This is a genomic window from Pantoea sp. GM_Pan_3 (genome assembly GCF_026541045.1).
Lineage (GTDB): Bacteria > Pseudomonadota > Gammaproteobacteria > Enterobacterales > Enterobacteriaceae > Pantoea > Pantoea anthophila.
Genome location: NZ_JALNVA010000004.1, coordinates 257879 through 279665, shown reverse-complemented (window position 1 = coordinate 279665; position 21787 = coordinate 257879). Strand labels below are relative to the sequence as shown.

17 protein-coding genes are annotated in these 21787 nt (G+C 58.1%); 9 read left to right on the top strand and 8 right to left on the bottom strand.

Translation table 11 applies throughout. From position 1 onward, the window contains the following. The gene (locus OXR04_RS14010) at nucleotides 1-1878 is read right to left on the bottom strand and encodes an amidohydrolase (RefSeq protein ID WP_267371026.1); all 1878 of its coding nucleotides are present in this window, start codon (nucleotides 1876-1878) and stop codon (nucleotides 1-3) included. A 287-nt stretch (nucleotides 1879-2165) separates the two neighbouring features. On the opposite strand from OXR04_RS14010, the gene OXR04_RS14005 reads away from it, so the two are divergent. From OXR04_RS14005 to OXR04_RS13985, 5 genes are all read left to right on the top strand, one after another. Next, on the top strand, nucleotides 2166-2858 hold the full coding sequence (locus OXR04_RS14005; protein ID WP_010670331.1) for a hydrolase: 693 nt from the start codon (nucleotides 2166-2168) through the stop codon (nucleotides 2856-2858). 63 nt (nucleotides 2859-2921) lie between these two features. Next, nucleotides 2922-3140, top strand: coding sequence for a DUF1427 family protein (locus OXR04_RS14000; protein ID WP_267371013.1), 219 nt, complete (start codon nucleotides 2922-2924; stop codon nucleotides 3138-3140). Between the two features lie 7 nt (nucleotides 3141-3147). Further along, nucleotides 3148-3402, top strand: coding sequence for a XapX domain-containing protein (locus OXR04_RS13995; protein WP_009093001.1), 255 nt, complete (start codon nucleotides 3148-3150; stop codon nucleotides 3400-3402). A gap of 43 nt (nucleotides 3403-3445) precedes the next feature. After that, the gene (locus OXR04_RS13990; protein WP_009093000.1) at nucleotides 3446-3829 is read left to right on the top strand and encodes a response regulator; all 384 of its coding nucleotides are present in this window, start codon (nucleotides 3446-3448) and stop codon (nucleotides 3827-3829) included. After that, nucleotides 3829-9363 (top strand): AAA family ATPase, encoded by a 5535-nt coding sequence (locus OXR04_RS13985; RefSeq protein ID WP_267371008.1) that lies wholly within the window; start codon nucleotides 3829-3831, stop codon nucleotides 9361-9363. The genes OXR04_RS13990 and OXR04_RS13985 overlap by 1 nt, the downstream gene beginning before the upstream one ends. Nucleotides 9364-9388: 25 nt before the next feature. Here OXR04_RS13985 and OXR04_RS13980 read toward each other — a convergent pair whose 3' ends face one another. After that, complete coding sequence (locus OXR04_RS13980; RefSeq protein ID WP_267371006.1) at nucleotides 9389-10009, bottom strand: response regulator; 621 nt, start codon at nucleotides 10007-10009, stop codon at nucleotides 9389-9391. Between the two features lie 833 nt (nucleotides 10010-10842). On the opposite strand from OXR04_RS13980, the gene fdhF reads away from it, so the two are divergent. Further along, nucleotides 10843-13815 carry a formate dehydrogenase subunit alpha gene (fdhF, locus tag OXR04_RS13975; RefSeq protein ID WP_140029195.1) on the top strand — a complete coding sequence of 991 codons (2973 nt, stop codon included), beginning with the start codon at nucleotides 10843-10845 and terminating at the stop codon, nucleotides 13813-13815. Continuing rightward, nucleotides 13815-14300, top strand: coding sequence for a DUF1641 domain-containing protein (locus OXR04_RS13970; RefSeq protein WP_150029043.1), 486 nt, complete (start codon nucleotides 13815-13817; stop codon nucleotides 14298-14300). Before fdhF ends, OXR04_RS13970 begins: the two co-directional genes overlap by 1 nt. Nucleotides 14301-14315: 15 nt before the next feature. Here OXR04_RS13970 and OXR04_RS13965 read toward each other — a convergent pair whose 3' ends face one another. From OXR04_RS13965 to OXR04_RS13945, 5 genes are all read right to left on the bottom strand, one after another. After that, nucleotides 14316-14723: a GFA family protein gene (locus OXR04_RS13965; protein ID WP_033736762.1), complete on the bottom strand. Its 408-nt coding sequence runs from the start codon at nucleotides 14721-14723 to the stop codon at nucleotides 14316-14318. 150 nt (nucleotides 14724-14873) lie between these two features. Continuing rightward, nucleotides 14874-15515, bottom strand: coding sequence for a DUF1109 domain-containing protein (locus tag OXR04_RS13960; protein WP_267371000.1), 642 nt, complete (start codon nucleotides 15513-15515; stop codon nucleotides 14874-14876). After that, complete coding sequence (locus tag OXR04_RS13955; RefSeq protein WP_140029191.1) at nucleotides 15502-16056, bottom strand: sigma-70 family RNA polymerase sigma factor; 555 nt, start codon at nucleotides 16054-16056, stop codon at nucleotides 15502-15504. Before OXR04_RS13955 ends, OXR04_RS13960 begins: the two co-directional genes overlap by 14 nt. A gap of 47 nt (nucleotides 16057-16103) precedes the next feature. Continuing rightward, nucleotides 16104-17345, bottom strand: coding sequence for a thioredoxin family protein (locus tag OXR04_RS13950; protein ID WP_046102650.1), 1242 nt, complete (start codon nucleotides 17343-17345; stop codon nucleotides 16104-16106). A 24-nt stretch (nucleotides 17346-17369) separates the two neighbouring features. Beyond that, on the bottom strand, nucleotides 17370-17927 hold the full coding sequence (locus tag OXR04_RS13945) for a peroxiredoxin (RefSeq protein ID WP_267370995.1): 558 nt from the start codon (nucleotides 17925-17927) through the stop codon (nucleotides 17370-17372). A 365-nt stretch (nucleotides 17928-18292) separates the two neighbouring features. Here OXR04_RS13945 and OXR04_RS13940 point away from each other — a divergent pair, with 365 nt between their 5' ends. Beyond that, entirely contained in the window at nucleotides 18293-19501 is a 1209-nt protein-coding gene (locus tag OXR04_RS13940; protein WP_009092990.1) for an aldose 1-epimerase family protein, read from the top strand. A 318-nt stretch (nucleotides 19502-19819) separates the two neighbouring features. Then, nucleotides 19820-20791 (top strand): alpha/beta fold hydrolase, encoded by a 972-nt coding sequence (locus tag OXR04_RS13935; RefSeq protein ID WP_346274707.1) that lies wholly within the window; start codon nucleotides 19820-19822, stop codon nucleotides 20789-20791. Here OXR04_RS13935 and OXR04_RS13930 read toward each other — a convergent pair. Continuing rightward, complete coding sequence (locus tag OXR04_RS13930) at nucleotides 20697-21728, bottom strand: AraC family transcriptional regulator (RefSeq protein ID WP_267370991.1); 1032 nt, start codon at nucleotides 21726-21728, stop codon at nucleotides 20697-20699. The genes OXR04_RS13935 and OXR04_RS13930 overlap by 95 nt on opposite strands. Nucleotides 21729-21787 lie beyond the last annotated feature (59 nt).

Below are 21787 nucleotides of genomic sequence, written 5' to 3'. Positions count from 1 at the left end.
TCAGAATGCAAAGCAGCTGCAGCCCAGCGCCCCCCAGAAGGCGTTATCCTCAGCGACCGGCACGCAGGCACCACGGGCAATCTCGTGTGAATGGCGATGGACACCGCACGGGCCGCTGCAATGGTGCGCGGCAGGCATAAGCCCGGCACGGCTCTGTGCCACCGGCGGCGCGCTGCGATAGTGGCCGGGAACACTGACCACCGGCGACCACTCTGGCAGAACCGGAATGGCGGGCGGTGCCTCCGTGCTGAATGCACCGGCGGCATAGACGATATTGCCATCCACCACGGTCAGCACGGACTCGATGCCCTTGATCTCCTCTTCCGGCACGCTGAAGTAGTCTTTGCTCAGCACCGCCAGATCCGCCAGCTGTCCGATCTGAATTTGACCTTTTTTGCCCTGCTCACTGGAGAACCAGGCGCTGCCCTGGGTCCAGAGCATCAGCGCCGTGTCGCGATCAAGGCGGGCATTGACGTCATACATCTGCATGCCGCCCACGGTGCGGCCGGAAACCAGCCAGTAGAGCGCGGTCCAGGGGTTGTAGCTGGCCACGCGGGTCGCATCGGTGCCGAGTCCGACCGGAACGCCGGTTTCCAGCATTTTCTGCACCGGCGGCGTATGGCGGGTCGCCTCGATGCCGTAACGCTCCGCAAAATATTCCCCCTGGAAGGCCATGCGGTGCTGCACGGCAATGCCGCCGCCCAGCGCTTTGATACGGTCGATATTTCGCTGCGTGATCGTCTCCGCGTGGTCGAAGAACCAGTGCAGCCCGTTGAACGGAATGTCACGGTCGACCTTCTCGAATACATCCAGCATCCGGCTAATCGATTCGTCATAGGTCGCATGCAGGCGGAAAGGCCAGCGATGTTCCACCAGATGACGCACCACGCGCTCCAGTTCATCCTCCATGCCGGGGGCTAGGTCGGGTCGCGGCTCCAGAAAGTCTTCAAAGTCGGCGGCTGAGAAGACCAGCATTTCACCTGCACCGTTGTGACGGAAGTAGTCGCTGCCCTGACCTGGCGTCAGCATGTCAGTCCACTTTTCGAAGTCCTCCAGCTCATGGCCCGGACGCTGGGTAAAAAGGTTATAGGCGATGCGCACCGTCATCTGCTTTTTCTGATGCAGCTCTGCTATCACCTCGTAATCTTCGGGATAGTTCTGGAAGCCGCCGCCCGCATCAATGGCGCTGGTCAGTCCCAGGCGATTCAGCTCACGCATAAACTGTCGGGTTGAGTTGACCTGCTGCTCCAGTGGCAGCGTCGGGCCTTTCGCCAGCGTGGCGTAGAGGATCATGGCGTTGGGACGGGCGATCAGCAGGCCGGTAGGGTTACCGTTGCTGTCGCGCTGGATTTCTCCCCCCGGCGGGTTGGGCGTCTCCCTGGTGTAGCCGACCGCTTTCAGCGCGGCGCGGTTGAGCAGGGCGCGGTCATAGAGGTGCAGCAGGAAGACCGGTGTGTCGGGCGCGGCTTCATTGATCTCATCCAGCGTCGGCATGCGCCGCTCGGCAAACTGAAATTCCGTCCAGCCGCCCACGACCCGTACCCACTGAGGCGTCGGGGTTCGCAGCGCCTGATCTCTCAGCATTCTCAGCGCATCAGCGACAGAGGGAACGCCCTCCCAGCGCAGCTCAAGGTTGTAGTTCAGGCCACCGCGGATCAGGTGCAGGTGAGAGTCATTAAGACCAGGCACGGCGGTGTGACCTTTAAGATCGATCACCCGGGTGCCGTCGCAGTGAAACGCCATCGCGTCGGCAAGCGTCCCCACCGCAACGAATTTTCCGTCACGAATCGCAACGGCTTCTGCCACCGGATTGCTGCGGTCAACAGTATGAAATTTGCCATGGGTCAGTATCAGTTCAGCTTTACCCAGCGTAACCATAGATCCTCCTCAACGGGGTTGTCCGGCATCGCGCCGGACAGGAAGTGCCGCAGACAGGCGGCCTCGAATCAGGCGGATTATGGTGAGCGGGTTGAGGGCGCGTCTAGTTATACAGAGGGATACCTATACCTTCGTATAGTTATACGCAGAGATAATAGTTTGCCGTGAAAGCTCACCCTAAACTGGGTTCAGACAGCCAGCTGCGGGGTCTTAACCCGGCACAGGCTGCTCCTTTTGCTCCGCGCCGGTTGGCGGAATTCCGTTACTTAACCTCTATGGGTGAACGCATGTCCAACGCTAAGCTTGAAGTCCTTACGCCACATAACAGCCAGATTATTTTTATCGACCAGCAGCCGCAGATGGCTTTTGGTGTGCAGTCCATTGACCGTCAGGTGCTGAAAAACAACACGGTCGCCCTGGCGAAGGCGGCGAAAGTCTTCAATATCCCCACCATCATCACGACGGTCGAAACGGAAAGTTTCTCCGGTCATACCTATCCGGAGCTGCTGGATGTATTCCCGGGACAGGATATTCTGGAGCGCAGCTCAATGAACTCCTGGGATGACCAGAAAGTGCGTGACGCGCTGGCGGCAAACGGAAAGAAAAAGGTGGTGGTGTCAGGCCTCTGGACGGAAGTGTGCAATAACAGCTTTGCGCTGTGCGCGATGCTGGAAGGGGATTACGAGATCTACATGGTGGCGGATGCTTCTGGCGGCACCACCAAAGAAGCGCACGACTACGCCATGCAACGCATGATTCAGGCGGGCGTGGTGCCGGTCACCTGGCAGCAGGTGATGCTGGAGTGGCAGCGTGACTGGGCCAACCGTGACACTTACGATGCGGTGATGAACATTGCCAAAGAACACTCGGGAGCCTACGGCATTGGTGTGGATTACGCCTATACCATGGTGCACAAAGCGCCATCCCGTCAGAAGAGTGAACACCGTACCCTGGCTCCGGTGCACGCACCCGTCCGCTAAGTCGCGTGCTGCTGATCGGTGCCCCTGTTCCGGTCAGCAGCGTGGCAAAACAGGAGTCCGGTGATGAATCCTTTTCTTCTTTCCCTGGCGGCAGGGAGTGTAATCGGTGTGCTTTATGGCCTGCTTAAGGTGCGTTCGCCCGCTCCGCCAGCGATTGCGCTGGTGGGACTGCTGGGGATGCTGCTGGGCGGGGCGCTGATCGATGCGATCCTGCCTGCTGAGCAGCCTGCCACTATTCAGCAGCAGAGTTTTGCGCGGCCTGTGACAGCCACAACGGGATAAGCCGATCATGTTGAAATCCTACATTATTTCTCTCGCGGTGGGTCTGCTGGCTGGGGTAATCTATGCCCTGATCAACGTCAATTCACCGGCACCGCCTGTCATGGCGCTGCTGGGACTCTTTGGCATGCTGGTGGGGGAACAGCTGGTTCCGCTGGCGACGCGTCTGTGCCGCCGCCAGCCCGTCACGCTGAGGTGGTTTCGCCATGAATGTGTGCCAAAAATCAGTGGCACACCGCCGCCCGACGGCGATAAAACGCCCTAAGTCCTCGCCTGCCACAGGGTGAGGCGTTCCAGAGGATATCCGCATGACGCTGTCACAGCGTATTATCATTGTTGATGATGAACGCGCGGTCCGCAGTGGACTGAGCAATCTGTTGCATTCAGACGGCTACGCCACCCGATTATTTGAGTCAGGTGAGGCGCTGCTGAACGATGATGATGCGCTGGCCGGGGCGGCGATGCTGATTATTGATATCGGACTGAAGGGGATGTCCGGTTTTGAGCTGTTTACGCTTCTGAAACAGCGGCCCGGCCTGCCGCCGGTCATTTTTATCTCGGCCGATCAGGAAGAGACCACGCTCTGGTATGCCGTGGCACTGGGTGCCGTGACCTTTTTGCGCAAGCCCATTGATGTTGATACGCTGCTGACGCTGATCCGTTGTGCGTTATCTCAGGGAGAAGCGCGCTGATGAGCACTCTTTCACTCACTGTTCATGAGGGTGACGACGCGGGCTCCACCCCTGACGAAACCGACACGCTGACCACGCTGGCGCAGGATGGCTGCCTGTGCTGGATAGCGGTTCAGCGTCCTTCCGGCGACGCATTCATTATCGCGACGCCTCAAAGTGACGAGGTCACGTATCAGGCCACGCAGCGGCTTAAGAATGAACGGGCGCTGGCGGGATATCTTTCGCCACGCTGGGCCATCACCGCCACAGGCTCCACCCGCTACCAGAATCGTTATGCGCTCGTTTATCCCGCCTTTCCCTTTCAGACCCTGGCGCACAGGCTGGCGCATCCTCCGGGCACCCTGGCGGATTTTCTCGAGGTGGCGCTGCGACTTTGCGCCACGCTCAGTCAGGCGCATCATCAGGGCATCGTCCATGGGGATATCAAGCCAGACCATTTCTTCATCGGTGACGATGACCGCTTTCTGCTGGGCAATTTCGGGCTCGCCACCCTGGCGGGGCAGTCGGCGGAGGGTCTGCGCGCCTCTGGCGGGACCCTGGCCTACATGTCACCTGAACATACCGGGCGGACACCCCATCCGGTCAGCACGCTCAGCGATCTCTACAGCCTGGGCGTGGTGCTCTATCAATACCTGACCGGCAGGCTTCCCTTTGGCTCTCCTTGTGCGGGTGAGGCGGAGTGGATCCACCATCACATTGCCACCGCTCCCCGGCCCGCCGATCAGGTCAGAGAGGCGGTGCCAGCCATTCTCTCTGCCATTCTGCTGCGCCTGCTGGCCAAATCACCCGCTGAGCGATACCAGACGGCTCAGGGCGTGATGGCTGACTTACGCCGCTGTCAGGCGACGCTGACAGCAGAGAACACCATCGAACCGTTCACGCCCGGCCTGCAGGAACCGTTTATCGCCGGGTTTCGCGCCACGGGTCTGTTTATGCAGCATCCGCAGGCGCATCAGTTGCTGAGAACGCTGGATGACGTCAGCCGCAGCGGTACGCAGCGCCTGGTCATGCTGAGCGGCGCGCCCGGTTCAGGCAAATCGGCCCTTATCGCCTCTGCTCTGAAAAACCTGCAGCGCCGACAGGTACTGCTGGCGGCAAGCAAGGCCGACCCGCTTTCGCCGATGGCCCCTTATGCCCCTCTCGCCTCCGCGCTGCGCAGCGTAACGCTTTACCTGTCAGGACTGTCCGCTCCGGAGGTCAGCCAATGGCGAATTCGCCTGCGGCAGCGCCTGAGCGGCTATGCCGATCTGGCCATTGAACTGGTGCCGGAGCTGAAACAGCTGCTCAACCTCCGGGCGGTGCAGCCGGTGGTGCGCCCTGCCCAGGAGGCCCGCGATCAGTTCAATCTGATGGTTTCTGCGCTTATTGACGCTTTTGCCACGCCTGAGCGGCCGCTGGTGTTGCTGATTGATGATGTTCACTGGGCAGACAATGCCACGCTGCAATTGCTGGAGCATCTGGTCACCCGTAATGCCCATCTGCCCTGGATGCTGGTGCTGGCCTTCCGGGAGGGAGACGCGATGCCCTGTCCGATGGTGGCCGGATTTCTGCTGCGGATCAGAGCCTCCGCGGCGCGGGTGGTGGTGCTGACGCCCCAGCCGCTCAGCGTTAAAGGCATCGCCCGCTGGCTGGCTGACATGCTGCATTCCCGCCCCTGCGGCCATCGCGAACTGGCACAGATCCTCTATGAGAAAACCGGCGGCAATCCGCTTTCTGTTCAGACCTTCTTTCGGCAGGCGGTTGAGGATGGGGTGATTGCGGTGCGTCAGAGCCCGCTGAAGTGGCATTACGACCGCGGGCAGCTGATTGCGCGACAGTACACTGACAATGTCGCCGGTCTGGTCCTCGATCAGCTGGCGCAGCTCCCGGCGACCACCCGCCAGCTGCTGGGATCGCTGGCCTGTCTGGGTGCCAGTGGTGAGCTCGCCCTGATCGCTCATATCAGCGCGCATCCTGTGGCGCAAATTATCGAATGGCTTGAACCGGCCGTCAGCGGTCGCTTCATTACCCTGACGGGCGGGGAGTACGCCTTTACCCATGACCGGGTCCATCACGCGGCGTTTTTACTGCTCGATCTCCGGCAGCAACAGCATCTTCATCAGCAAGCCGCGGCCTGGCTGACAGCCGCCGCCGTTACCGCTGAAAGTCATGAGGCGCTCTTCAGAACGGTTTATCACGTGGACAGAATTGCTGAACTGCCGCTCTGCGCCACCGACTGCGAGCGTTATTATCCGCTCTGCCTGCGTGCCGCACAGGCGGCGAAACGCGCCGGGGACTATCTTTCAGCGTTGCGCTATCTGCGCACTGCGCAACGGCTGGGTCAGCAGGGCGTCAGCGGGAGTGATTTTATGCTGCGTATCGATGAGGCGGAGTGCGAGTTTTTACAGGGCAATCTCGCCAACGCGCAAATGCTCTGTAGCCAGCTGCTGAGCAAACCGGGCACGCTCAGTGAGAAATCGCTGGCAGCCTGTCTGGCTACCGAAATCCATATGCGGCAGTCTGACAACCATCTCGCACTGGAAACCGCACTCGCCTGGCTGGCAGTTTCCGGCGTGCACTTCAGGCGTGACCCGGATGAGTCGGAGATTGACGCCGCCTGGCAGGCGCTCAGGGCGAGAATGGGTGACTCGCCGCATGCCACCTTTTCCCGCCTGCCGCTGAACGAGAATCGTGACATTGAAGCGGTGCTCGATCTGATGGCCAGCACCATTTATGTCTCCGCCTACGACTGTCCGCAACTGCATCTGTTACTGGTCTGCCGTATGCTGGAGATGACGCTGGATCACGGCATGACCGGCGCTTCTGCGTTCAGCCTGGCCTGGCTGAGCGTGCTGATTGGCGAACGCTATCAGGCGTGGCAGTTTGCCTATGCCTGTGGCCGGGTGGCCCGTGAACTGGTGGAGCAGCATGATTTTGCCCGCTATAAAGCGCGCACGATGCTGCCGCTGGATCAGGTCGGGATCTGGACGCAGCCCATTGACGTTGCGGTGGAATCTGCCCGGGAGAGTTTCCGTGTTGCGGTGCAGCATGGCGATCGCTCCTTTGCCTGCCTCGCGCTGCGTCATCAGATTATGAACATGCTGACGCGTGGCGATCATCTTGAGTCGGTGCAGACCTCCATTGAGCGGGGCCTCGCCTTTACGCGTGAAACGCATTATCCCGACGTCGAAAACGTGCTGGTGATGCAGAAGCACCTGGTGATGCAGTTGCGTGACCGCAATGGGTTCAGGGACGGGGATCGCGCCGATTCTCTGCCGCTGGTGGCGGGCAGTGAACCGGGCCCGGTCGCCGGCCCTAAAGCGATGGTGCGCTTCTGGGCCGGTCTCTATCAGGGCATGGCGCATTTTTATGCCACTGAATATGATGACGCACTGCGCTGTTTTACGGAGATTCGCCCACTGATCAGCGCGGTTCCGGCTTATATCTACCTGATGGATCTGCATTTTTACAGCGCCTTATCACTGTGTCAGCAGCGCCGGTCAGCAGACCGCGCGGCGCTGGATCACCATCTGGAGACGTTTTCGGGCTGGGCTCGCCTCAACCCGGGACTGTTTGCTGACAAAGTTGCCCTGCTGCGGGCAGAGCGCGCGCGCCTCAGGCAGGAGACAGGTGATGCGCTGACGCTGTATGAGGAGGCGATCCGGCTCTCACGCCAGGCGGGTTATCTGCACATTCATGCGCTGGCGAATCAGCTGGCGGGCCGCTGCTGCAAAGCCCTGCAGCTTGATACCGCCGCGGACGCCTATCTTAAAGCGGCGATGGCGAGCTGGGAAAACTGGGGTGCGCAGGCGCTGGTGCACCAGCTGGAGCAGCACGTTCCGCATCAGACCGTGCCAGTACCGGAGAGTGCACTGACCACCATCCCCTTTATGCAGAATGCCTCTTTTTACGATCTGGAGAGCATGCTGACGGCTGTGCGTGCCCTGACCGAGGAGATCAATCTGGATCGGCTGGTGCATACCCTGATGCGTATGCTGCTGGAACGCGCCGGGGCCCAGCGTTGCAGGCTCATCCGGGTTCTGGAGGGCAGTATTCCGGAGACGCAGGCCTGGGCCGAAAGTACGGCCGATGGCGTGCGGGTGCAGATAGTCAAAGAGCGACCTGTCGCGACCGATCTCCCTTTGTCGGTTCTCTCTGCCGTCATCCGCACCGGTCAGGAGATCCGCACCGGCAAACCGGAAGCGTTCAGCCCCTTCAGTCAGGACCCCTATCTGGTGGCGTCGGGTGCCGCCGTATTGTGTGTGCCGATGTTCAGGCAGGCGACGCTGGTTGGCGTGCTCTATCTGGAAAATCGCCTGATGCCCGACGCGTTTACTGCTGAACACTCGCACATTGTCAAAACCCTGAGTGCGCAGGCAGCCGTCTCGCTGGAGACGGCACGACTCTATGCCGAGTTGCTGGAGGAGAACAACCACCGGCGACGGGTAGAGAAACAGCTGCGCGCCAGTAAAACTTCGCTGATGCTTGGCGAGAAGATCAGCCATACCGGCACCTGGCGCTGGGAGGTCACTGAGGACATGATGCGGGTATCCGATGAGTATGGCCGCATTATGGGCCTTCCCGCCGGCCAGAAAAGATTGTCGATGGCTGACTTTCTGACCCGGGTGCATCCCGATGACCACACCTGTATCAGCGAACTCGTCACGCACAGCGTCAGTCAGGGACGCAGTATGCAGGCTGAGTTCCGCGTGCTCAGACCGGACGGTGAGTGTCGCTATATCAAAGGCATCGGCGAACCGGTAGAAAACTACCCCGACGTTAAAGAGTACTTCGGCACGATTACGGATATCACCTCACAGCGCGCGGCTGAAGATAGTGCGCGAATGGCGCAGGCCGATCTGGCGCGGGTAACACGCGCTAACACGGTCGGGCAACTCACTGCGTCCATCGCGCACGAAATTAATCAGCCGCTGATGTCGATAGTCGCCAACGCCGGAGCCAGCCTGCGCTGGTTAAAGCGGGAACCGCTAATGCTGCAAAATGTTACCAGCGGCCTTAATGAGATTATCAATGAGGGTAAGCGAGCCGGGGAGATTATTCGTGGTCTGCAGGCGCTGACCCGCAACAACGAATCGAACTTCGCCTCTGAGAATCTGCATCTGATCGCCCGGGATATACTGGCGCTCTCCAGGATTGAACTGGAGCGACGGGGGATCTCCCTGGAGCTGAAGTTCAGGGCCGTAAAGGCGGATATTTTCTGCGATCGCGTGCAGATTCAGCAGGTGCTGCTGAATCTGGTGATCAATGCTATCGATGCCATGTCCGATGAATTACCCCGCGCAGCCCTGCTGCGTCTCACCTCCGAAAACCCGACGCCGGAAACGCTGCGGTTTGAGGTGCAGGATAGCGGCTGCGGCTTACCGGATGAGGTGCGTGAGCGGATCTTTGAGTCGTTCTACACCACGAAAAAAAGCGGCATGGGGATGGGGCTGACCATCAGCAAAGGGATCATCAAAAAGCATCACGGTGAGTTAGGTGCGGAAAACCGGGCGGAAGGCGGCAGTCGCTTCTGGTTCACGCTTCCGCTGGGATAAGGGTGCAGCGTCGCTGCGCAGGCACTCAGCGACGCCGGGTATGATCGATGTTGAGCCGTTCTGCCGCCCGGACCAGATCGGTCAGCGAACGCGCATTCATCTTCTCCATCACCCGCCGCTTGTGGACTTTTGCCGTGATTTCACTGACACCCATCTCGGCGGCAATCTGCTTGTTCAGCAGGCCACTGATTGCCAGCAGCATCACCTCACTTTCACGCGGGGTCAGCGTCTGATGTCGCTGCAGTAACTCTCGCCGCTCCTCGGAGGAAGCCATATTCTGCTCAGCGATGCGTAAGGCTTCCGATACCGCCTGCAATATACGGTCGGGATCGACCGGTTTAGTCAGAAACTCATACGCGCCGGTTTTCATCGCCCGCACCGTGACCGGAATCGTGCCGAAGCCGGTCAGAAAGATGGTGGGAATGGCATATCCGCGATCGATTAACGACCGGGCGATATCAAACCCATCTGCGTCCGGCAGATTAATATCCAGAATCAGGCAACAGGGCAGGGACGTCAGCGTGTGCGCCAGAAACGCTTGCGCAGAAGAAAAAGCGATAACCGTGTAATCGTCAGCAATAAAGAGATTGCACAATGCAAAGGTCACTGCTGCGTCGTCGTCAACGATATATACGATGGGATTCATTGGAACCTCATTCCAGCCAGTTATTTACTGGTCAGTTAATTAATCATGACGTACCAGAAGGCCCTGATGAGAAAGTCACGGGCAGGGTTAACAGGATATTACCATAATAATTATCATTATCATCCTTTTATTGCAGGGGCGCACTGATTCGGATAAATGTCTGATTGATATGGCTAAATGATGAGCGCCCACGCCTGATGTGATCGCGAATTTCACGGTGGGCAATATCGGGACACGCTCAGTTCATCCTCCTGTTTATAACAGGCTGAGAGGAGTGACCAGCGGGCAGGAGAATAGGGCTGTTGCGGCATCATAATAATCCATAGAGCGGCCGAGACGATAAAATCGTTTCAGCCTTATTTCGTCTGAAATAATTAAGTGACGGTGCGTTATTACACTCAGTTAATAAGCGGTACGGTAAACCGGAACCTGTCAGATAAACACGGAGACGTTTTCTGCCGAAAAAAGCGTTATGCAAGGCAGGATAAAACGCGCGTGATGTTTCAGAGAAACAACCGTTCACTTTTCATAGTTACAACATTCTTAATAAGAAGCCTGAACACCCTTCTTCAGCAGCGGCATGAATGTCGCTCAGCAGCGGAACCCCATTGAGCCGGGCATCGTCCGACGCCTGTCTCATCAGGCGCGCTGATTCTGTCTGGTAAAAAGTCATTACATTTAAAAAAAGCCTTAACTGTCAGCGATTAACCCGGATAAGCGTAGCCGTACAGATGGCGTAGTGGCTAATCCTCACTAAGCTTGTGAGGCAACCCTATAAATTCAGGGGTATTTTTCCAGCCGGAAGCTATTCGCAATGTCGCCATGGGGCTTATATGAGTGAAAATTACTGCACTATTGTTTTCAATGGTGAACGGATGCAGGGCCTGGCCGACCAGCCGCTGATCGATTTTCTGGATGCCCAGGGAAAAAAATTGCCTCATGTCTGTTACCATCCGGCGCTGTCGCCCTTACAGAGCTGTGATGTCTGCTGGGTGGAAGCCAACGGTGAGCGGGTGCGGGGCTGTACGCTGCGAACCGAAGAGGGCTTAACGGTGCAGAGTGAAGGCCAGGTGCTGGAGGCGATGCAGCAGGAGGGGATGGATCGCCTGCTTAACCGTCATGAACTCTACTGCACCGTCTGTGAACACAATACCGGGGACTGCACGCTGCATAACGCCGTGGCCGATATGCATATTCCGATTCAGTACTATCCTCATCAGCCCAAGCCCTACGCGAAAGATCACTCTAATCCGTTTTACACCTACGACCCTGACCAGTGCATCCTGTGCGGCCGCTGTGTTGAAGCGTGCCAGAATGTCGAGGTTAACGAGACGCTCTCCATTGACTACACCCAGGCGCACCCGCGTGTGCTGTGGGATGGCGGCACCGAAATCGCCGGCTCCAGCTGCGTCAGCTGTGGTCACTGCGTCACCGTCTGCCCCTGTAATGCGCTGCTGGAAAAAACCATGCAGCCCGATGCGGGTCCGTTCACGGCGATGGATGAAGGGCTGAAGCGCCCGCTTATCGACTTCGTAAAAGCGCTGGAGAACAGCATCGGCATGGAGCCGATCACCGGCGTTTCAAAGATTGATGTGGCACTGCGGCAGTCGGAAATCAAACGGACTAAAACGGTCTGTACTTATTGCGGCGTCGGATGCAGTTTTGAAATCTGGACCCGCGATCGCCACATCCTGAAAATTCAGCCGGTGGCAGAGGCCCCCGCCAACGGTATTTCCACCTGCGTGAAAGGCAAATTCGGCTGGGACTTCGTGAACAGTCCTGAAAGACTGACCACCCCGCTGATCCGTGAGAACGGACGTTTCCGGCCCGCCAGCTGGGATGAGGCGCTGCAAAGGGTGGCGGAGGGGTTGCAGGCCGTGGCGCGGCGTCACGGCGGGGATGCGATTGGCTTTATCGGCTCCAGTAAAGCCAGCAACGAAGAAGCCTATCTGACGCAGAAAATTGCCCGGCTGATCTTCGGCACTAACAACGTCGACAACTCCTCCCGTTACTGCCAGAACCCGGCGACAGAGGGACTGTTTCGCACCGTGGGTTATGGCGGTGACGCCGGAACGATTGCAGACCTGCAGCAGACGGAACTGATAGTCCTGGTAGGCAGTAACCTCTCTGAAAACCACCCGGTCATCGCCTCTCACATCAAACAGAGTCACAAACATCGCGGTCAGAAGCTGCTGGTTGTCGATCCGCGCCGTCATGAAATGGCAGAGCGTGCCGATTGCTATCTGCGCATCCGTCCCGGCACCGATCTGGTGTGGGCCTCAGCGATGGCGAAATATATGTTTGACCACGGTTATGCCGATGAATCATTTCTGGCGCAGCGGGTTAATCAGGTGGAGGCGTACCGGGCTTCACTGGCTCCCTTTACCCTGGCTTTTGCCAGCGAGATTTGTGGCCTGAGCGAACCGGCGCTGATCGAAGCCGCAGAGATGATCGGCCAGGCGGGCAGTGCCTGTATTTTATGGGCGATGGGCATCACGCAGCACAGCCACGGCGCTGACACCAGCACGGCACTGTCGAATCTGCTGCTGGTCACCGGCAACTATGGCCGGCCCGGCACCGGTGGCTATCCGATGCGGGGCCATAACAATGTGCAGGGCGCCAGTGACTTTGGCTGTCTGAGTAATCTCTACCCTGGCTATGAGAAAGTGACCGATCCGGCAATGCGTGAAAAATGGGCGCGTGCCTGGGGCGTGGCACCGGAAGCGCTCTCCGACAAAGCGGGGGCCGATAACTTTAAAATGGTGAAAGAGGCCGGTGAGGGCACGATTCGCGCAATGTACATCACCGGGGAGGATACGGCGTTTGCCGATGCCGATTCCGCGTCGGTGCACGCTGCCTTCAGTAAACTGGAATTTATGGTGGTGCAGGACATCTTTATGTCGCGCACCGCTGAATTTGCCGATGTCGTCTTACCCGGCTGCCCGAGCGTCGAAAAAGAGGGCACCTATGTCAACACCGAGCGGCGTATCCAGCACTTCTCTCCGGCGATGAAACCCCTGGGTGACAGCCGGCCTGACTGGCAGATCTTCACCGAACTCGCCGCCCGTCTGGGCCACCCGTGGCACTATCCGAATCCCGGTGCGATCATGGCGGAGGCAGCAGGGATTGCAGAAATCTTTGCGGGCGTCAGCTATGAACAGCTGGTCGGCTGGCAGTCGCAGCTCTGGCCGGTGAGCGCGGCAGGCGAAAGTACGCCTCTGCTCTATACCGAGCGGTTTAACTTCCCGGATGGCAAAGCCCGGCTCTATCCGCTGAGCTGGCAGCCTCCCGCTGAGCAGGAGGATGCGGAATATAATCTGCTGCTGAATAACGGCCGGATGCTGGAGCATTTTCAGTCGATGAATCAGACCGGGCAGGGCGGACGCATGCTCTCACTCTCGCCCAACGCCTTTGTGGAGATCTCACCGGCGCTGGCGGCGTCGCGCAGCCTGACCGAAGGGGAGTGGGTGCGTATCACCTCGCGGCGCGGTTCGGTGGATGTGCCGGTTGTCATTACCGAACGCGTGGCCGGTCATATTCTCTTTATGCCAATCCACCACGGAAAGGATGGCGTTAATGCCCTGACCGGGGAACATCACGATCCTGACGTCAACACACCCGCCTATAAAGAGATTGCCGTCAATATGAAGCGTATTGACCGCCGGCCGCAGCCCGATCCGATGCCGCTTCACAACTTCCGGCACGGCAGCCGGACCCCACTCGATCATCTGCCCATTGAGCAAAAGTGGCAGCAGGCCGGCTATCGTGAGCCACCTGAACATGTTGAAAAACCGGAGAAATTTTAATGGCTGAACGGATAAAATATCAGGTCACGCCTGCGCGAACCGAACCGACCGCCAGAGAGGCGATGGATGAGCTGATTGAAAATCTCCACCAGCACGGTTTTCTGCGCCTGGCGAACGATCTGGTGAAGTCGAATAGCGAGGTGGGTAAGATTCTGGTATCGGGTCTTAATCAGCCCGGCACGCAGAATGCCCTTCAGAACATTTCGCTGCTGATGATGACGCTGGGCAGCGTACCGCCCGAGCGGTTCAATCATCTTTTGCAGGCAGTGCGTGAGGCGGCAATGGCCGTCAAACCGGCGCGGGAAGAGGCCCGTCAGGAAAAAGCCGCGCCGGGCATTCGCGGCATCATCCGTCTGCTCAATGATGAGGAGCTGTGGCGCGGCCTGCGACCCCTCCTGACGGCGCTGGATGTCTTCTCTCAGCAGATCGACAGGGAAGAGGAGAAGCCCATCACCCGTTTCAGCGGCAAACCGAGCCGGGAATAGTGCTTCCCGGCTGGCTCAGCGGGTCGGCGTGTAAACCAGATGACCCGCGATCCCACCGGCACCGCCATCTTTGGGGTGATTCATGCCATCGGAGACCGGCACGTCGGTGAAATCAAAGGGCGAAACCCCGTCCAGGCAGGCGACGTTCACGCCGAACTGATCGGGTTGCGAGCGGCTCTGATGGAAGGTGTAGATGCCGCAGATCGAGCAGAAGTAGTGTCCCACCTGTTTGCTGTTAAAGCGATATTCGGTGAGCTGCGCGTCACCCTGCGTTAACGCCACGTTAGTGGCAAATACCACGACTGCGCCGCGCATGCGGCAAAATGAGCAGTTGCAGCGGCGCACCGTGTTAAACCCATCTTTCAGCGTCACCCTGAATGCCACTGCGCCACAGTGGCATTGAGCCGTTAGTTCTTCGTGCATTGCCTTCTCCCGTGTCGTAATTCCAGCCAGCTTTCAGCCTACGCCAAAGCCTGAGTTTTGGCAGCCTCCGCGCCGGATTTGTTGCTAACACGGAGAGCGGGGGTGGTCAGCGCGGGGTAAAGTGGCTGCTGAGAGTGAACGCCGTCGCGGTTACCTCTCCAGCCTGACCCAGCGGCGGCCCGCCAGCACCGTCAGAGCCACGATGGTCAGACCTGCGGCCAGATGCATGGAGAAGTCGATGGCATGCAGGTGGGTTTCATGGCATAGCGACAGCAGCATAGATGAGGTGAATGCGCTGCTGCAGCCGGTCAGGGCCAGACTGCGCGCCGGATGGAGTGATCGGGTGCGCTGCAGGGCAACCACAGAGATCAGCATCATCGGCACACTGGCAGAGAGCATAAACAGATAGCAGTGTATCCCTTCACCAAACCGGCCTGCTGCCGCTGGCGGTTCTGACGATGACATGTTAATCAGATTCAGCGCCAGCCAGATTGCCATCAGCACCGCCGAACCGCGCAGGCTGAGAGGTTTCCTGCCTGCAATGCTCAGTGTAAAGGCCGCCGCCAGCATGTTGCCCGCGATGATAAGTGACAGCAACAGGCCGGCAAGCGCCAGTAATGCGCCGGGCTGCGACCAGTCTGTCAGCCTGGTGTGAAATGCCCAGCTGCTCAGCGCACCGCACGGCAGGGCCAGCGCGATCCAGCCCGCCACGCGCCAGGGTGTTGGCCACACCCGTCGTACCGGCTGCGCAGAGGCGCTGAGCTGATTGATTAACTGGTCATGATTTTTCATGATGACCCCGTCCATATTTACGAAGATTAACCATTGCGCGATGCAACAGGGATTTAACCGCAGAGAGCGACTGATGCGTTTCAGCGGCCGCCTGCGCCAGGCTCTGCTCACGCAGATGTACGGATTCAACAATTTCCCGCTGGCGCAGCGGAAGGGTGTCCAGATAACCCGATAGGATATCGGCATCGGCGGCGGTGTCAGCCCCTGCAGCAGGCTGGCGTTGCAGCACCTCCTCATCCTGGACTTCCTGACGTCGGCCATGCTGACGCAGCGCATCAATGGTCCGGGCAGCGGTGATAGCCGCTACCCAGGGAAGGATAGGCCGCTGCGGATCGTAGGTATGCCGCACCCGGTGGATCGCCAGCAGCGTCTCCTGAATCACATCCTCAACCAGGGCCTCGTCGCGGATTTTTTTGCACACCAGTGCCCGGATGGCCGGAACCATCGCTTTCAGTAACTGGTTATAGGCCGCTCTGTCGCCCGCCTGTGCGCGTGCCATCAGCGCTGGCCACTGCTGTGCGCGCCGATCAGTTTCTGGCATCGGACATCAGCCGGTCAGCGCCCCAGGCGCCTGTTGGTTCAGTCGTTTCAGGTTTTCTTCCCTTTTTCCGTCGCCTTATCCAGCGCTGATATGACAATCCCCGGCGTCAGCACCTGTGGCAGCACTTCCGGTTTCCCCCCGTCAGCCGGGTAGACCACGTAGAGCGGGAGTCCGCCACGACCGAAGTCGCTCAGAGCCTGTTCCACATCAGGATTATACTGGGTGGAGTCCGCCACCATGTAGATCGTACTGGTGCGCGCCATCGCGGCTTTTACCGCCTGCGTCGACAGCGAAGTGCGGTCGTTGACCTGACAGGTGATACACCAGGAGGCCGTGAAGTTCACTAAAATGGGCTTGCCCTGGCCTTTGATCGCGTCAACGTTTTGCGGTGACCAGGCAACGGCAGCGGCCGCCTGTGAGGCGGTATCTGTGTCGGCAGGTGCGGCGGCAAAACTGTTGAGGTTCATCAAAGGCACCACGACCAGCGCGAGGAAAAACGCGGTGGCAACATGCAGCATCCCGTGACGCTGACCCATCATACGGCGTTTCTGCGCCATGCCATACAGCCACGCTGCAAAACTCAGCAGCAGGCAGCAGGCCAGGATCGCGGCCAGAGCGGCTGAGCCTGCCTGACGTTCCAGTACCCAGATTAACCAGCCCACCGCGCCGAGCATCGGGAAGGCCAGGCCCTGTTTTAGCGTGTTCATCCAGGCGCCCGGTTTTGGCAGAATCCGCGCCAGCACCGGAAAAAAGGAGATCAGGGTGAAGGGGGCAGCGAAGCCCAGCGCCAGCGCGATAAAGATCACCAGGCTGACCAGCGGGGGCTGCGTCAGCGCATAGCCTACTGCGCTCGCCATAAAAGGTGCGCTACAGGGCGTGGCGACGATAATAGCCAGCGCGCCGGTCAGTGCCGACCCCACCAGACCACCGCGGTCGCTTCCCACGCCGCCAACCCGCTGTATCGACAGCCCGACTTCAAACAGTCCGAGCAGGTTCAGCGCCGAACCCAGCATCACCAGAATCAGGGCAGCGATGACCAGTGGCGATTGCAGCTGAAAGCCCCAGCCCACCGATGCACCGCCTGCCCGTGCCAGCAGCAGCACCGCCGTCAGGGCGACCATGGTCACCACGACGCCCAGCAGAAACGCCACGCCCTCCGCTCTGGCGTGCGAAGGGGTGGCGTGATGGCGGATCAGGCTCAGCGCTTTCAGTGAAATCACCGGAAACACGCAGGGCATGAGGTTCAGAATAATGCCGCCCAGAAAGGCGGCTGCAATCGCAGTCAGCATGATTTACCTGCTCAGATGATGAAGTTATGCCGGGTTGGCCTGACGATATTTCTTAACGGCATCCATGGCTTTATGGATATGCGCGTCAGGGTTTTTATCGGTGTAGCTCAGCAGGATTTTTCCATCGGGCGCGATGACGTAAGAGGTGCGGTCTGACACCTTCTGCCCCTTCATCTCCATCGTGCTTTTATACTCTGCGGCCACTTTCGCACCCGGATCGGCGGCAACGGTAAACTTGTCACGGCACTCAAGCTGAGAGAACTTCGCAATCTGATCGGTGTTACCCGCGGTCACGCCAATGACGGTCGCACCCAGCTTACTGAACTCGTCGGTCGCTTCAGCAAAATCATGCGCTTCCAGCGTACAGCCCGCACTGAAGGCCGCAGGGAAAAAGTAGAGCACAACCGGGCCTTTTTTCAGGGCCTGTTGCAGTGAAAAGGTGGTGGATTTACCCGCCAGGGCCGCATCCAGTTTAAAATCTGGCGCTTTCTCTCCAGCCTGTAATGCCGCAAAGGCGGAGGTTGCCGGAACACTCAGGGCCAGCAGCGTCGCGACAGCCAGGGTTTTCAGGGTCTTTTTCATTGGCTTTACTCTCTCCATTGACGATCAGACGGGGTTGTCTGACGTCCCTGTTAACAGGTTCGTTTAAAACTGGAAAAAGTTGCGGCGTCTGAAAGTTTTTTTATCGTTTTTTTAATCCACTGTTATCTGCCGGTTATGAGAACAGTGCGTGTCACACGCTGAATCGAGTAAAGCCAAGTCTGTTCAGTTTCACAAAATCCGTCGTGATTATTCATTTCCGGACGCTTTTATGTGATTCAGCCCGCATTACTGTCGCTAAAACAGAGCCATTTCACGTCAGGTGAGCATCGTCACGTTTCTTTTAACCTTCAGTCAGTAAATTTTACTTATGTTATGAAAAAACGATTCAGCTAACGGAGCGATGAATGAAGATTAAACTGGCGTTAACAGTACTGGCGGTGCTGGTTTCAGGTTCTGCTGCGGCAAAAACCTGGGTGCTGACGAGTGCTGAACAAGGCACGGAGCAGGGAAACTGGCAGATTTCCAGCGGTGAGCTGAAGTTGCAGGGTAAACCGTTCAGCATCGAACAGAAAGTGCTCCACGGCGGTAAGCAGGAGGGCAGTAAGATCCTGACGATTCGCAGTCAGGATGGCCTGACCATTACGCTGAGTCCGACCCGCGGGATGAATCTGTTGCGGGTGGAAGGATTTGGTTCCCGTATGGGCTGGGATTCTCCCGTGAAAGAGGTGGTCAACCCGGCTTACATCAATCTTGAAAGCCGTAATGGCCTGGGCTGGCTGGATGGCTTTAATGAGATGATGGTGCGCTGCGGCTATGAATGGACCGGTCATCCGGTGACGGACGAAGGGCGCATCTATACGCTGCACGGCAAAGCCGGTAACACACCCGTCTCTCAGCTGGAAGTTGAAGTGGCTGATGCGGCACCCCATGAGATCCGCATTCGGGGTCTGATTAAAGAGAGCACCTTTAAGAAAGCCGATTTGCAGACCCTGACCGAACTGCGCTATGTGCCGGGCAGTAACAGCTTCAGCCTGCACGATGTGCTGACCAACCATGCTGACTATCCGCACGACTATCAGATCATCTATCACAGCAACTTCGGCACGCCGATTCTGGAAGAGGGCGCACGCTTCCTGGCACCGATGTCCGGCATCAGTCCGTTCAACGACTATGCCAAAGCCGGATTAAAAGAGTGGCAGACCTATAAAGGCCCGACCAAAGATTTTGATGAGATGGTGTTTAACATCAAGCCGCTGTCGGACAGCAATCACCAGACCGTTGCCGCAGTCATCAATAAAGCCGGGACGGGCGGTGCCTCCATCCAGTTTGATACCCGCCAGCTGCCGCTGCTGACCCTGTGGAAAAACACCGACACCCTGAAACAGGGTTATGTCACCGGCATTGAACCCGGTACCAGTTATGCCTATCCGGTGACGATTGAACGTGAGCAGAAGCGCGTGAAGCAGCTGCAGCCGGGTGCCAGCACCGCGTTTGATCTGACTTACACCCTGCTGCACAGCAGCGAGCAGGTCAGTGACGTAGAGAAACGCATCAGGAGTATTCAGGGCGAGACGAAGATTGACGAGAGCGAGACGCCGATCGCGAAAGAGTAACGCCCCCTGATGTCCCGACGCTGCCGATGGGCACGTCGGGATCTTCCTTCTGAACCGGTTCACGTCATGAGGCTGTTGAGGGTCTGAAAGCGCGAAAAACCACGCAGCCGGTAAAAATCAGGACCTGGATCGTGTTTGAGGACGCGCTGAAACCCTGCAGCGGATTATTACTGTGCCTTCACTCATTACAGCAGGGCATCACTCATGGTCAGAACACGCCTTATCGCGTTATCCCTTTTATTTTTCTGTGCAGGAGGACAGGCAGCGCCGGGATTCCGGCAGGTGGAGTTATCAGACTCAGCGGGAAGTCCTCTCAGTGTGGCCATCTGGTATCCGGCAATCCAGCAAGGGAAGAGAGAAACGGTCGGAGAAAATGCCGCTTTTGTCGGGGTCAGCGTGATCCCTGATGCCTCCCCGATACCTGGCAGGCATCCTCTCGTTGTGATTTCACATGGCTACAACGGAAGCTGGAGAAATCTCTCCTGGCTGGCAGCCGCCCTGGCCGCGCAGGGATACATTGTCGCCGCTCCCGATCATCCCGGTACGACGACGTTCGATCAGAATCCTGACGCGGCCAAAAAACTGTGGCGGCGCCCCCGTGAACTCTCGCGGGTAATTGATTTCATCAGCCTCCATTCCGATCTTGCTGGCGCTGCGGACACCACACGAATCGCGGCTATCGGGCACTCGCTTGGCGGATGGACGGTGCTTTCACTGGCCGGAGCGCGTTTCGACCCTTCGCTTTTCCTGAGCAACTGTCAGCGATTTCCACGTCGTGGTGACTGCAGGCTGACAAATAAGCTGGGAATGAATGAGGTGGCCGCACAGGATCGCTTCTCTGATCTTCGTGATAGCAGGATCGGTGCCGTGGTTTCACTCGATGCGGGTTTAGCGCCGGGTTTTACTTCCCAAAGTCTCACCCGAATGACGCTGCCCATTCTTATCCTGGCGGCGGGTAATGACAGCCTGGGAGAGCTACCCGCGGCGCAGGAGTCTGCCTATATTGCGGATAACCTGCCTGCATCTCTGCACCATTACCGCATCGTTAAGGGGGCTACGCATTTCAGTTTTATGCAGTTATGCAAACTGGGTGGCGAGAAGCTTATAGATGAAGCTTCTCCCGGTGACGGCATCGTGTGTCAGGATGATCGGGGCGCTGACCGCAGAGCACTGCATCAGCAACTGACGAGTCAAATCACGCTTTTTCTGCAGTCAGCCCTGAATTATCCCGCGCCTGCTGACGATACGCCCCCGGCGACGTTCCGGAAAGCCGCAGGAATTCACGATTAAAATTAGACTTCGTCATAAAGCCTGATTCCATCATGATGTGCGTCACGGGCAGAGCGGTGTTAATCAGCAACGCTTTTGCCCGTTCAATCCTGAATCCATTAATCCACTGTGAAACATTGCACTGTCTGACCGAGTTAACGGCGGCAGAAACATGGCGGGCAGGTATGCCGGTTTTCCTCGCCAGCAGCGCCAGTGTCACATCCGGATTCAGGTAGAGTTCATCCTCACGAACCTGCTTTTCCAGCTTACTGTATAAGGCGGTCAACTCAGCCGTCCCGGCTCTCTCTTTATCTCTGTTCTGCTCCTGACCGGGGGCTGACCCGATGAGCGTGGGCGGATTGATGAGTCTGAAGATAAGCGTTCCCACCAGAGGCAGCAGCGCAAATTGCGTAACTGCCACGATCGAGGTGGCATATTTCCCCCCGCTGAAGCCGAAGTCGACAGCAATCAGAAGGTCAGTCAGCGCAGAGGAGCAGAGAAAGAAACCCGCAAACAGCGCGAGCCTGTCAGAGTGAGAAATCTCACCCGGTCGCAGAGAGTGAAAGGGGGGCTTTCCCGTCGCTCTGAAAAGAGCCACGCCATAACTGAAAAACAGTATGCCCAGCACGACATCTGTAGCCGGCGCCCACAGCAGTCGGATCAGTAGTGACAAAACGACGGGTACAAATAGCATCAGCACATAGCGCTTCTGCCTGTGCTCGCCGGGCGGCACGAAACTGCTCCATGCAATAGCGGGCAGAAAAATGGCCATGACTGACTGCAGGTTTCTCAGTAGATCGGAGTGAAACTCCCAGCGCAGCGTATTGGTTAATATCAGGATGAAGCTGGCAAAAAGAAAACGCAGTGCGCCATTATGGCGCGCGCCTGCTGTGCAGAGGGCCGCGATCAGCAAAAGCAGAGCAATCAGCGTAATGACGGGAAAGGGCACCGAGAGCATAGAGGCATAACCAGAACAGGAATTTTACTGAATGATTACATAAATGTCAGAGGGTTGTC

What these genes read in the sequence shown, in the direction of transcription:
- OXR04_RS14005 (WP_010670331.1), top strand. Translation starts at nt 2,166, where the DNA reads ATGTCCAACGCTAAGCTTGAAGTCCTTACGCCACATAACAGCCAGATT.
- OXR04_RS14010 (WP_267371026.1), bottom strand. Translation starts at nt 1,878, where the DNA reads ATGGTTACGCTGGGTAAAGCTGAACTGATACTGACCCATGGCAAATTT.
- OXR04_RS13995 (WP_009093001.1), top strand. Translation starts at nt 3,148, where the DNA reads ATGTTGAAATCCTACATTATTTCTCTCGCGGTGGGTCTGCTGGCTGGG.
- OXR04_RS13960 (WP_267371000.1), bottom strand. Translation starts at nt 15,515, where the DNA reads ATGAAAAATCATGACCAGTTAATCAATCAGCTCAGCGCCTCTGCGCAG.
- OXR04_RS13970 (WP_150029043.1), top strand. Translation starts at nt 13,815, where the DNA reads ATGGCTGAACGGATAAAATATCAGGTCACGCCTGCGCGAACCGAACCG.
- OXR04_RS13980 (WP_267371006.1), bottom strand. Translation starts at nt 10,009, where the DNA reads ATGAATCCCATCGTATATATCGTTGACGACGACGCAGCAGTGACCTTT.
- OXR04_RS13930 (WP_267370991.1), bottom strand. Translation starts at nt 21,728, where the DNA reads ATGCTCTCGGTGCCCTTTCCCGTCATTACGCTGATTGCTCTGCTTTTG.
- OXR04_RS13945 (WP_267370995.1), bottom strand. Translation starts at nt 17,927, where the DNA reads ATGAAAAAGACCCTGAAAACCCTGGCTGTCGCGACGCTGCTGGCCCTG.
- OXR04_RS13985 (WP_267371008.1), top strand. Translation starts at nt 3,829, where the DNA reads ATGAGCACTCTTTCACTCACTGTTCATGAGGGTGACGACGCGGGCTCC.
- OXR04_RS13940 (WP_009092990.1), top strand. Translation starts at nt 18,293, where the DNA reads ATGAAGATTAAACTGGCGTTAACAGTACTGGCGGTGCTGGTTTCAGGT.
- OXR04_RS13950 (WP_046102650.1), bottom strand. Translation starts at nt 17,345, where the DNA reads ATGCTGACTGCGATTGCAGCCGCCTTTCTGGGCGGCATTATTCTGAAC.
- fdhF (WP_140029195.1), top strand. Translation starts at nt 10,843, where the DNA reads ATGAGTGAAAATTACTGCACTATTGTTTTCAATGGTGAACGGATGCAG.
- OXR04_RS13965 (WP_033736762.1), bottom strand. Translation starts at nt 14,723, where the DNA reads ATGCACGAAGAACTAACGGCTCAATGCCACTGTGGCGCAGTGGCATTC.
- OXR04_RS13955 (WP_140029191.1), bottom strand. Translation starts at nt 16,056, where the DNA reads ATGCCAGAAACTGATCGGCGCGCACAGCAGTGGCCAGCGCTGATGGCA.
- OXR04_RS14000 (WP_267371013.1), top strand. Translation starts at nt 2,922, where the DNA reads ATGAATCCTTTTCTTCTTTCCCTGGCGGCAGGGAGTGTAATCGGTGTG.
- OXR04_RS13990 (WP_009093000.1), top strand. Translation starts at nt 3,446, where the DNA reads ATGACGCTGTCACAGCGTATTATCATTGTTGATGATGAACGCGCGGTC.